The 11,286-nt window shown below is 71.6% G+C and carries 12 protein-coding genes; 9 read left to right on the top strand and 3 right to left on the bottom strand.

The window, feature by feature from the left end; genetic code table 11:
• The first annotated feature begins 48 nt into the window (after positions 1-48).
• The 3 genes from B2363_RS02890 to tgt are packed head-to-tail and all read left to right on the top strand — an operon-like array spanning position 49 to position 2,424.
• Positions 49-714 (top strand): hypothetical protein, encoded by a 666-nt coding sequence (locus B2363_RS02890; RefSeq protein ID WP_286928324.1) that lies wholly within the window; start codon positions 49-51, stop codon positions 712-714.
• 56 nt (positions 715-770) lie between these two features.
• On the top strand, positions 771-1,175 hold the full coding sequence (locus B2363_RS02885; RefSeq protein WP_286928321.1) for a tetratricopeptide repeat protein: 405 nt from the start codon (positions 771-773) through the stop codon (positions 1,173-1,175).
• Between the two features lie 34 nt (positions 1,176-1,209).
• The gene (tgt, locus tag B2363_RS02880) at positions 1,210-2,424 is read left to right on the top strand and encodes a tRNA guanosine(34) transglycosylase Tgt (protein ID WP_286928319.1); all 1,215 of its coding nucleotides are present in this window, start codon (positions 1,210-1,212) and stop codon (positions 2,422-2,424) included.
• On the opposite strand, the gene B2363_RS02875 is transcribed toward tgt, so the two are convergent.
• A complete protein-coding gene (locus B2363_RS02875) occupies positions 2,409-3,131 on the bottom strand; it encodes a queuosine precursor transporter (protein ID WP_376785942.1) in 723 nt (240 codons plus the stop codon). The two genes, tgt and B2363_RS02875, sit on opposite strands and share 16 nt — an antisense overlap.
• A gap of 65 nt (positions 3,132-3,196) precedes the next feature.
• Between B2363_RS02875 and B2363_RS02870 the strand changes: the two genes are divergently transcribed.
• From B2363_RS02870 to cspE, 3 genes are all read left to right on the top strand, one after another.
• Positions 3,197-4,438 carry a geranylgeranyl reductase family protein gene (locus B2363_RS02870; protein ID WP_286928315.1) on the top strand — a complete coding sequence of 414 codons (1,242 nt, stop codon included), beginning with the start codon at positions 3,197-3,199 and terminating at the stop codon, positions 4,436-4,438.
• A 53-nt stretch (positions 4,439-4,491) separates the two neighbouring features.
• Positions 4,492-5,289 (top strand): exodeoxyribonuclease III, encoded by a 798-nt coding sequence (locus B2363_RS02865; protein WP_286928313.1) that lies wholly within the window; start codon positions 4,492-4,494, stop codon positions 5,287-5,289.
• Positions 5,290-5,663: 374 nt separating this feature from the next.
• Positions 5,664-5,867 carry a transcription antiterminator/RNA stability regulator CspE gene (gene cspE, locus B2363_RS02860; protein ID WP_078700805.1) on the top strand — a complete coding sequence of 68 codons (204 nt, stop codon included), beginning with the start codon at positions 5,664-5,666 and terminating at the stop codon, positions 5,865-5,867.
• A gap of 269 nt (positions 5,868-6,136) precedes the next feature.
• Here the strand turns inward: cspE and B2363_RS02855 are convergent, their stop codons facing one another.
• Positions 6,137-7,261, bottom strand: coding sequence for a PQQ-dependent sugar dehydrogenase (locus tag B2363_RS02855; protein ID WP_286928310.1), 1,125 nt, complete (start codon positions 7,259-7,261; stop codon positions 6,137-6,139).
• Positions 7,262-7,353: 92 nt separating this feature from the next.
• Between B2363_RS02855 and B2363_RS02850 the strand changes: the two genes are divergently transcribed.
• The 3 genes from B2363_RS02850 to B2363_RS02840 are packed head-to-tail and all read left to right on the top strand — an operon-like array spanning position 7,354 to position 10,383.
• Positions 7,354-7,758, top strand: coding sequence for a thioredoxin family protein (locus B2363_RS02850; protein ID WP_376785955.1), 405 nt, complete (start codon positions 7,354-7,356; stop codon positions 7,756-7,758).
• 13 nt (positions 7,759-7,771) lie between these two features.
• Positions 7,772-9,277, top strand: a complete 1,506-nt coding sequence (locus B2363_RS02845) for an acetyl-CoA hydrolase/transferase family protein (protein WP_286928305.1) — start codon at positions 7,772-7,774, stop codon at positions 9,275-9,277.
• Positions 9,274-10,383, top strand: a complete 1,110-nt coding sequence (locus B2363_RS02840) for a serine hydrolase domain-containing protein (RefSeq protein ID WP_286928302.1) — start codon at positions 9,274-9,276, stop codon at positions 10,381-10,383. The genes B2363_RS02845 and B2363_RS02840 overlap by 4 nt, the downstream gene beginning before the upstream one ends.
• On the opposite strand, the gene B2363_RS02835 is transcribed toward B2363_RS02840, so the two are convergent.
• Positions 10,370-11,212, bottom strand: a complete 843-nt coding sequence (locus B2363_RS02835) for a dioxygenase (RefSeq protein ID WP_286928300.1) — start codon at positions 11,210-11,212, stop codon at positions 10,370-10,372. The genes B2363_RS02840 and B2363_RS02835 overlap by 14 nt on opposite strands.
• Positions 11,213-11,286: the final 74 nt, after the last annotated feature.

Raw genomic sequence — 11,286 nt, 5'->3', positions numbered from 1 at the left:
CTTCTCGGGCACCCGGAGAGGTGGGTCGGCCTCGTTAGTCTGGAGGCCATGTCTCGCAACGGCTCCTTCTCCGGACTGTCCTGGCTCCAGCTGGTGGCCGGTGCACTCGCGGCGATGACGTCGGCCTGGGTCGCGTCCTACCTCGGCGTTGCAGGCACGATCATCGGCGCGGCGGTCGGCAGCCTGGTGGCGTCGATCGCGAGCGCGTTCTACGTGCGCGGGCTCGACCGCGGCACCACGTTCATCACCGAGAGCGGCACGGTCGTGTCACGTTCGGCGCCAGCGGGCGAGGAGCACGGCGACGGCGGTGAGATCCTCGTCACCGAGCACGAGTCCACCGTCGCCGTCGAGGAGTCCGAGCGCGCCCTGTCGTGGAAGCGCATCCTCGTCTGGGCCGGACTCGCGCTCGGCACCGCACTGCTGGCCATCGGCGCCTACGAGCTGGCCACGGGGGCGTCCTTCGGCAACACCGACAACCCCACGATCGGGCGGCCCTGGCAGGACCGAGGCACCGGCTCCGACCCGCAGGACGAGCCGGATCCCACCGCGTCCACGGCGCCCACGGACGGTCCCTCCGACGACCCGACTACGGCTCCGACGACCGCTCCCACCACCGCGCCGACCACCCCCGCGCCCGCGCCGCAGGCACCCGATCCCACGACCCAGCCCACCGTCGAGCCGACGCCCGAGGCCACGCCCGGCGCCCAGGACTGACCCGGGAACATTCCGCACCCCTGTGCCGTTGTAGGCGGTGACGAGAGGAGCGGAACATGACCATCTGGATGAAGCCCACGCTGACGGACGAGAAGATCGAGGCGATGGAGCCGTTGGAGGCGTTCCGCTACGCCGAGGACCTCCTGGAGTCCCGCTTCCCGCGTGAGGCAGCCCGCGTGCTGCGGCCCGTGGCCGAGCTCGAGCCGCGCAACGCCGCCGTGTGCGAGCTGATGGGCCGCGCCCACTTCGCCGCCGCCCACCTGGGCCCGGCCGAGCAGGCGTTCCGGACGCTCACCGAGCTCGAGCCGACCAGCGCCTGGGCGCAGAAGGCCCTCGGCCTGGCGCTCGATCGCCAGAGCCGCCACCGCGAAGGCGCGGTGCACCACCGGCTCGCCGCGGCCATGGGCGCCAGCGAGCGCGACGCCACGCGCGTCGAGCTGGTCGACCGCCCCGGCGCCTGACGTCGGACACGGCCCCGTCTGTTTGGATGGGGCCGTGTTCACCGTCGGAAGCACCCTGCCGGACGCCCCCGGAAGATCGGGCACCATCGAGACCCCTCACGGCTCGATCCGCACGCCCGCGTTCATCCCGGTCGGCACCAAGGCGACCGTCAAGGCCGTGCTCCCCGAGTCGATCTCCGAGCTCGGGGGGCAGGCCGTGCTGGCCAACGCCTACCACCTGTACCTGCAGCCCGGCGCCGACATCGTGGAGGCTGCCGGCGGCCTCGGCGCCTTCATGAACTGGCACGGCCCCACCTTCACCGACTCCGGCGGCTTCCAGGTGCTGAGCCTCGGCGCCGGCTTCAAGAAGACCCTGGCGATGGACGCCGTGGGCACCGAGGCCGACGACGTGATCGCCCCCGGCAAGGATCGCCTCGCCCACGTGGACGAGGACGGCGTCACGTTCAAGAGCCACCTCGACGGGTCGAAGCACCGGTTCACCCCCGAGGTGTCGATGGGCATCCAGCACCAGCTCGGCGCCGACATCGTCTTCGCGTTCGACGAGCTGACCACGCTGATGAACAGCCGCGAGTACCAGGTGGACTCGCTGCGCCGCACCCAGGCGTGGGCGGAGCGCTGCCTCGCGGAGATCGAGCGACTGCGCGCGGCCCATCCCGACCGGCCGCGCCAGGCCCTCTACGGCGTGGTCCAGGGCGCGCAGCACGAGGACCTGCGGCGGCAGGCCGCCCGTGGCCTGGCCGACCTGGCTTTCGACGGCTACGGGGTCGGCGGCGCGATCGAGAAGGAGAACCTCGGCACGATCGTCCGCTGGGTCACGGACGAGCTGCCCGACGACCGACCGCGCCACCTGCTGGGGATCGGCGAGCCCGAGGACCTCTTCGCCGGGGTCGAGGCGGGCTGCGACACGTTCGACTGCGTCACGCCCACCCGGGTCGCGCGGTCGTCGCGCGTGTACAGCGCCACCGGCCGCTACAACCTCATGGTGGCGGCGTCACGGCGCGACTTCGGCCCGATCGAGGAGGGCTGCGACTGCTACACGTGCGCCCATTACACGAAGGCCTACCTGCACCACCTGTTCAAGGCGAACGAGTACAACGCCGCGACCCTGTGCTCGATCCACAACGAGCGCTTCTTCGTGCGGCTCGTGGACTCGATGCGCACGGCGATCGAGGCCGGTGACTTCGCGGCCCTGAAGTCCGAGTGGCTCGGCCGCTACCTCGGGGGTCGCGCCGCTCAGGCGGCCAGGTAGGTGGGCTCGCGTCGCTTGAGCCACGCGATGACCCGCACGGTGATCGGCATGACCAGCAGCTCGACGCCCACCTTCAGCACCACGCCCATGACGAAGTAGTTCACGAAGGCTCCGAAAGTGGAGACCCCGATGGCCGACGCGGCGATCGCGCAGAAGATCAGCGTGTCGGCCACCTCGCCCACTCCGGTGGAGCCGATGAGGCGGGCGACGAGACGGCGCTCGGCGTTGCGCTGCTTCATCCGCACCAGGACCCACGAGTTGAGGAGTTGGCCGACGAGGTACCCCGCCAGGCTCGCGAGGACGATCTGCGCGACCGGGCCGAGCACCGCCTCGTACGCCGCCTGGTTCTCGTACCAGGACGCGCCCGGCATCAGTTGGACCACGAAGAAGGTGCCCGTGGCGAGCGCGGCGGCTGCGAAGCCGGTGAGGATCGCCCGGCGGGCGGCGCGCAGTCCGTAGACCTCGGAGATCACGTCGCCGAGCACGTAGGCCAGCGGGAAGAGCACGACTCCCCCGTCGACGACGAGCGGCCACAGCTGCACCGGGCCGAGCATGACCTGGCCGGAGCCGATCTCGACCGCCTTGCTGGCGACGATGTTCGAGACGACGATCACGACGCAGAACAGGGCCAGCAGGATGTCGTAGTGCGACGAGCCGCGGGACGCGAACCGGACGACGTCGGGGCTCGGAGCAGGCGTGGTGGACACGACCGCCATCCTCCCACGGCGCGCCCCGTGCCCTCGCGTCGTGGGCCCGGTGGGAGAATCGTCACATGAGCCTGCCGACCACCACCGACGTCCTCGTCGTCGGCGCCGGGCCTGCCGGCTCCTCCGCCGCCGCGTGGACCTCGCGGCTCGGGATGGACACCGTGCTGGCGGACGCCGCCACCTTCCCGCGCGACAAGACGTGCGGCGACGGCCTCACCCCGCGCGCCATCGCCGAGCTCGAGCGGCTCGACCTCGGTGACTGGGTCCGCGGGCACACCGTGAACCGCGGCCTGCGCGCCGCCGGCTTCGGCCAGGAGCTGCTGCTGCCGTGGCCCGGCGGCTCGCTGCCCGACCACGGCTCGGCCGTCCCCCGCACCGAGCTCGACGCGCGGATCCGCGAGCGCGCGCTGGATGCCGGGGTGACCGGCCTCGACGGCGCCCGCGCGGTCGATGTCGAGTGGGCCGCCGACGGCTCGGTCGCCGGCGTCGTCTTCGACACGGCGCAGGGCCGCCACACCATCGCGTGCCGGCGCCTCGTGATCGCCGACGGCGTCCGCTCCCCGCTCGGCCGGGTGCTCGGGCGCGAGTGGCACCGCGAGACCGCCTACGGCGTCGCGGGCCGCAGCTACGTGAAGTCGGGCCGCGGGGACGACCCGTGGATCTCCTCGCACCTCGAGCTGCGGGGTGAGACGGGCGAGCTGCTGCCCGGCTACGGGTGGATCTTCCCGCTCGGCGACGGCCGGGTGAACCTCGGGGTGGGCGCGCTGGCCACCGCGAAGCGCCCCGCGAAGATCCAGATCCGGCCGCTGATGGAGTACTACGCCACCTTGCGCCGCGAGGACTGGGACCTCGGCGCCGACCTCGAGCTGCCCACGTCGGCGCTGCTGCCGATGGGTGGCGCCGTGTCGGGTGTGTCCGGGCGCAACTGGATCGTCATCGGCGACGCCGCGGGCTGCGTGAACCCGCTCAACGGCGAGGGCATCGACTACGGCCTGGAGACCGGCCGCATCGGCGCCGAGCTGCTGGCCACGGGCGACTCCCCCGAGGCCGCCTGGCCCGCGATGCTGACGGCCCACTACGGACCCTCGTTCTCGATCGCGCGCCGCCTGGCCGGGCTGATCACCGTGCCGCACCTGCTGCCCACGGCCGGCCCGATCGGGATGCGCTCGCACACCCTGATGACGATCGCGCTGCGCGTGATGGGCAACCTCGTCACCGACGAGGACCGCGACCTCACGGCCCGGGTCTGGCGCTGGGCGGGCCGCCGCTCCATCCGCCTCGACGAGCGCCCGCCGTTCACCGCCTGACCTTCGTCACGCCCGTTCCAAGAGTGGTGGTGGGGGGCCGGTAGCCTCGCAGGGTGCTGAGGATCTCGACCGTCAACGTCAATGGCATCCGCGCCGCGTGGCGCAAGGGGATGAAGGAGTGGCTCGAGGGCCGCGACGCCGACATCATCACGCTGCAGGAGGTCCGCGCCCCCGACGCGATCGTGCACGAGATCCTCGAGGGCACCGGCTACCACGTGGTCCACACCGAGGCCGCCGCCAAGGGACGCTCGGGCGTCGCGGTGATCAGCCGCCTCGAGCCCACGAGCCACCGCGTCGGCAACGGCGACGCGTTCTTCGACGACACCGGCCGCTGGATCGAGTCCGACCTCACGCTCCCCGACGGCTCCGTCCTCACCGTGGTCAGCGTCTACGTCCACTCCGGCGAGGCCGGCACGCCGCGCCAGGAGGAGAAGTTCCGCTTCCTCGACCAGATGACCAAGCGCATGGCCGAGCTCGGCGGCATGGACGGCCACGCGCTGATCACGGGCGACCTCAACGTCGGCCACACCGAGCTCGACATCCGCAACTGGAAGGGCAACGTCAAGAAGGCCGGGTTCCTGCCTGAGGAGCGCGCCTACTTCGACCAGTTCTTCGGCGACCTCGGCTGGTACGACGTGCACCGCCACCTGGCCGGGCCGGTGGACGGCCCGTACACCTGGTGGTCGATGCGCGGGCAGGCCTTCGACAACGACACGGGCTGGCGCATCGACTACCAGATCGCGACGCCCGAGCTGGCGCAGTCTGCTCGCGTGGCCACCGTGGATCGCGCCGCCAGCTGGGGCGAGCGGTGGTCCGACCACGCGCCGCTGACGATCGACTACGACCTCTGAACCGGACGGAATCGCCCCCGCACACAGGTGCGGGGGACGCGCCGTCCCCCCGGATGCACGCCCCCCGCTCGGCCCGCAGCGTCGCCGTGGGCACCACCCCGTGAGGTGGTTCTTCCTGACTATACCGGCGTAGTCGTTCCGGCGGGTGTAGCGCCACGGCGCGTTCATCGGACATTCACCGCTTCGAGTCGTCTTCGGAGCCTCCCGACGCCCGACGCCGTGTCGTAGGGTGGTGGCAGTTGCACGACGTTGGACAGCAAAAGGATGCGGTTCCCTCCGGGGCGTGGTTCCTCTCGCGGTTGGATGTGCGTCGCGACCGTCGGGCGTGAAGAGCGCGTCCGACCATCGCCAGAAGGATCAAGAGGAGAAAGACCATGGCCACCGGTACCGTCAAGTGGTTCAACGCTGACAAGGGCTTCGGATTCATCGCCCCCGACGACGGCGGCGAGGACGTGTTCGCGCACTACTCGGCGATCCAGTCGGGCGGCTACCGCTCGCTGAACGAGAACCAGAAGGTCGAGTTCGACGTGGAGCAGGGCCAGAAGGGCCTCCAGGCCGCGAACATCCGGCCGCTCTGAGTCCACCCGGACCCGAACGCCAAGAACCCCACCACCGAGAGGTGGTGGGGTTCTTGCTGTCAGTGCCGGGAGGGAGCCGGACTCACAGGGCGGCGAACCGCCTCACCTGCTCGTGGCTCCGAAGTGGTCACGAGAGGTGACGAAGGACGATCCGGGCAGCCGCGCGGGTCGTAGACCCAGAGGCGCTGCATTCCCCATTGACGTCGGCGTGCCGAGTCGTCCCCCACCGACGACGATAACCACAGCGGGCCCGAAACGCCAGTGAAATCTCAGCCGGATATCGCGACACGCACGATCCGGTCGTCCGACCGGCCGGGCTGGCCGCGCCCATCGGTGTTGGAGGTGCCCAGCCACAGCGTGCCGTCGGGCGCGGCGGCCACGGCGCGCAGTCGCCCGAGCTCGCGCGTGAAGAACGCGCGCGGCTCGCCGGCGGAGGTGCCCTCGATCGGGACCTGCCACAGCCGCTCCCCGCGGAGCGCCGCCACGAAGGCCCGGTCGCCGCTGATCGCGAGTCCTGCCGGCGACGCCTCCGAGGTGGGCCAGGTGACCTTCGGGCGGACGTAGCGGTCGTCGTCGCTGTCCCCCTCCACCATCGGCCAGCCGTAGTTGCCGCCCTTGACGATCCGGTTGAGCTCGTCCTGGCTGCGGTCGCCGAACTCGCTCGCCCACAGGCGCCCCGATGCGTCCCAGGCCAGGCCCTCGACGTTGCGGTGCCCGTAGGACCACACCTCGTTGCCGAACGGATTGCCCTCGACCGGGCGGCCCTGGGTGTCGATGCGCAGGATCTTGCCGTTCAGGGAGGAGCGGTCCTGCGGGGTGGCGGTGTTCGCCGCGTCGCCGACCGCGACGAAGAGGCGGCCCCGGCGGTCGAACGTCAGCGCTCCGCCCTGGTGGTTGAACGCCTTCGCCAGGCCGGTGAGGATCGGCTCGGCGGCGCCGATGCGGTCGCCGTCGAACTCCAGGCGCACCACGCGGTTGTCGTCGGCCCCCGTGAGGTAGGCGTAGAGCGCCGACTCGTCGGGCGCCACGGCGAGCCCCTGCAGCCCACCCTCGCCTCCGGGCGCGACCCCGGGGACGTCGCCCACCTTCGACACGTCGCCGTCGGCGGTGACCCGCACGATCGACGCGTCGTCGCGCTGGGTGACCAGGGCCGATCCGTCGGTGAGGAACACGATCGCCCACGGCACGTTGAGGCCCGAGGCGATCGTGCCGTCGATCCGCGGGTCGATCGGCGCGGGGGCGGGCGGCGTGCTCGCGGTGGTGGGCGGGGGCTCGGAGGCCGTGGTGGGCGCGGTGGAGGGGCTGGGGCGTGGCTTCGGGTCGTCGCCGCTGCAGCCGGCCAGCCACGCGGCGCCCAGGGCCGCTCCCCCGACGATGACGCTCCGGCGATCCATGACCCGATCATGCCGCAAGCAGCGGACGTGCCCAACCAACGGAATGTCACAGTGGAGATGGACGTTGAAGAAGCAGTAACCGACGAAAGGCCATCATGACCACGATCAACCTGACTGCCGACACGTTCCAGGACACCGTCACCGGTGAGGGCATCACCCTGGTGGACTGGTGGGCCGGCTGGTGCGGACCGTGCATGCAGTTCGCCCCGGTCTACGAGGCCGCCAGCGAGCGTCACCCCGACATCACGTTCGCCAAGATCGACACCGAGGCCGAGCAGGAGCTGTCCGCCGCGGTCCAGATCACCTCGATCCCCACGCTGATGGCGTTCCGCGACGGCGTGCTGCTGTACGCCCAGCCCGGCGCGCTGCCGGCCGAGGCACTCGACCAGATCATCGGTCAGGTCCGCGACCTCGACATGGAGCAGGTGCGCCGCGAGATCGAGGCGCAGGAGGCCCAGGCCCAGGCGCCCGAGGTTCCGGAGGCCTCGCAGAACTGAGACACTCGGGGCCATGAGTCGTGTGACGTGCCCCGTGGTGTCCGAGCGGATCATGACCGCCGAGGAGGCGGTCCGATTCATCCGTCCCGGCGACAACGTCGGGATGAGCGGATTCACCGGCGCGGGCTATCCCAAGGCCGTGCCCCCCGCGCTCGCCGCCCGCGCCCGGGCCGCGCACGACGCCGGCGAGGACTTCCGGATCGGCCTGTGGACCGGTGCCTCCACCGCTCCGCAGGCCGACGGCGTCCTGGCCGAGGCCCACGCGATCGCCAAACGACTCCCCTACAACTCCGACCCGCTGCTGCGCCGCCAGATCAACGCCGGCGAAGTCGACTACGTCGACGCCCACCTGAGCCACTCGGCCCAGCAGATGTGGTTCGGCTTCTACGGCCCGCTCGACGTCGCGGTCATCGAGGTGACGGCGATCCTGCCCGACGGGCTCCTCGTCCCGGGCAGCTCCGTGGGCAACAACAAGACCTGGCTCGACCAGGCCGACCGGGTGATCCTCGAGGTCAACCACTGGCAGCCGCGCGAGCTCGAGGGCTTCCACGACATCTACGGCGGCACTGCGCTGCCGCCCCACCGCCGCCCGCTCACGCTCACCGAGCCGATGCAGCGGATCGGCGAGCCGTACCTGAAGGTCGACCCGGCGAAGGTCGTGGCCGTGGTCGAGACCCGCGAGCCCGACGCCGGTGCCGCGTTCTCCGCACCGGACGACGTCTCGCGCGCAATCGCCGACCACGCCCTGGAGTTCCTGCGTGGCGAGGTGGGTGCGGGCCGGATGCCTCCCGAGCTGCTGCCGCTCCAGTCGGGCGTGGGCAACGTCGCGAACGCGGTGCTGCAGGGGCTCGACGACAGCGAGTTCACGAGCCTCGTGGCGTACACCGAGGTGCTCCAGGACGGCATGCTCACGCTGCTCGACTCGGGCACCCTGCGGGCGGCGTCGACGGCCTCGTTCGGCCTGTCGCGTGAGGGGATGGAGCGGTTCCACGCCGGGATCGACGGCTACAAGGGCCGGATCCTCATGCGCAGCGAGGAGATCTCCAACCACCCCGAGGTCATCCGCCGGCTCGGGGTGATCGCCATGAACGGCATGATCGAGGCCGACATCTACGGCAACGTGAACTCGACCCACGTCATGGGCAGCGCGGTGATGAACGGCATCGGCGGCAGCGGCGACTTCGCGCGCAACGCCTACCTGAACTTCTTCCTGACGCCGTCGACGGCCAAGGGCGGTGCCATCTCGACGATCGTGCCCATGGTCAGCCACGTCGACCACACCGAGCACGACGTCCACGTCATCGTCACCGAGCACGGGCTCGCCGACCTGCGCGGCCTGTCCCCGCGGGCCCGGGCCGAGCAGATCATCGCCCACTGCGCCCACCCGGACTTCCGCCCGCAGCTGCGGGACTACCTCGAGCGCGCCCTCGCGGCCCGGCCCGACGCCCGGCACACCCCGCACCTGCTCGGCGAGGCCCTCTCGTGGCACCAGCGCTACCTGGACACGGGCCGCATGTGACCCGGCGGTCGGCCGGGCTGGGCGTCGCGCTGCTCGCGGGCGCGCTCCTGGTCGGCGCGTGCACGTCCCCCACTCCCGGAAGGACCGACTTGTCCGACGCCTCCCTGCCCACCGTCTCCGCCTCACCGAGCCCGAGCCCGGCTCCCCCGCCGGACTTCAGCGAGCTCGACCGGCTGGTCGACGCCAGCGCCTCCACCTGCACCCTGGTGCTGCGTGGTGGCGAGGTCGTCCACGAGCACCCGGCCGCGTCGCGGCACGCCGCGCGGCGCGTCTACTCGATCACGAAGTCCGTCGTCGGGGTGCTCCTGGCGGTCGCCGCGGCCGACGGGGCGCTCGACCTCGACGACCCGGTGGCCCGCCACGTCGACGACTGGCCCGACGCGTCGCGCGACGTCACCGTGCGGCACCTCATGTCGATGACGTCGGGACGCGAGTGGTCCGAGGCGCTCGACCGGGCGATGATCGGCGCGAACGACCAGACCGCCGCCGCCCTCGCCGTGGGACAGCAGGACCCGGCGGGCACCGCGTGGCGCTACGACAACCTGGCCAGCCAGGTGCTGTCGGCCGTGCTGGGCTCCGCCGTGGGCGACGTCGAGGCGTTCGCGCGCGAGCGCCTCTTCGAACCACTGGGCCTGGCCGACACCAGCTGGAACCGCGACGCGGCGGGCCGGCTCACGACCTACGCCGGGATCGTCTCCTCGTGCGCCGACCTCGCCCGGCTCGGCGTGATGATGCGCGAAGGCGGGGTCTTCGACGGGCGCCGGATCCTGTCGGCCGAGGCGGTGTCCGAGCTGGTCACGACCTCGTCCGAGGGCAACGCCGCCTACGGGCTGCTGTGGTGGAACAACGCCGAGGGCCGTGTCGTCGAGGTGCGCCGCGCCGCCGGCTTCGACGTCGACCGCGAGCCGTTCCGGGGCCGGCTGGCGCCCTCGGTGCCCGCGGACGCCTTCTGGGCGCTCGGCTGGGGCAACCAGTTGCTCGCCGTGGTGCCGTCGCAGGACGTGGTCGCCGTCCGCCTCGGGCCGAAGCCCGCGGGACCCGACGACCTCACGTTCGACGGCTTCACCGCCGCCGTGCTGGCCGGCTGGGACGTCAGGCAGCCGTGATGAACGACCGCATGCCGACCGAGCCCATGTCGATCTCGGTGTTGAAGAAGCCGATCTCCTCGTCGGGCTCGAGCAGGCCCAGCGCCGCCACCATCGGGCGGTAGTGGTCGTCCGTCGGCACGGCGATCCGTGCGGCCGACCAGGAGCTGTACGGGTCCACGAGCTTGGCGACGTCGCGCGTCGCGAGCGCATCCGCGGTCTGGGCGTCGAACTCCTCCGCCCAGTCCCACGCCGGGCCGCCACCCCAGCGGACGCGGTTCAGCGCGTGCACGATGTTGCCGCTGCCGATGAAGACGACGCCGCGGCGGCGCAGGTCGCGCAGGCGCCCGAACAGCTCGTAGAGCTTCGGCAAGGGCATCGAGTAGTCGATGCTGATCTGCAGCACCGGCACCTGCGGCGCGGGCGCGAGGAACTTCAGCACGCTCCAGGTGCCGTGGTCGAGGCCCCACTGGCTGTCGAGGCGCGCCTCGTACTCGACCAGGTGCTCGGCCAGGATGCGGGCGACCCGCTCGTCCCCGTGGGTCTCGTACTGCACCCGGTAGAGCTCGTCGGGGAAGCCGCCGAAGTCGTAGATGATCGGATTGCGCGGCGCGTCAGTGATGTGCGTCCCGCCGGGGGTGAGCCAGTGGGCGCTGATCACGACGATGGCCTGCGCGGCGGGCAGGCCGGCGCCCACGCGCTCCCACTCTCGGGTGAAGGAGTTGTCGGCGAGGGCGTTCATCGGGTTGCCGTGACCGACGAACAGCACCGGCATGCGCGGACTCGGCACCAAGCGGTTCGTGAGGTCGGAGAGCGCGTGCGTGGGCACCGTCTCGGGACGCAGATTCATCGTCGACTCCTGTTAGTTGATGATTCAACTATACCACATGAACCGCCGTTTGAAGGGGTGCGCGACAATGGAGG

This window comes from Aeromicrobium sp. UBA7512 (assembly GCF_002476985.1).
Taxonomy (GTDB): Bacteria; Actinomycetota; Actinomycetes; order Propionibacteriales; family Nocardioidaceae; genus Aeromicrobium; species Aeromicrobium phoceense.
This window is presented reverse-complemented; position numbering and strand designations above follow the sequence as displayed.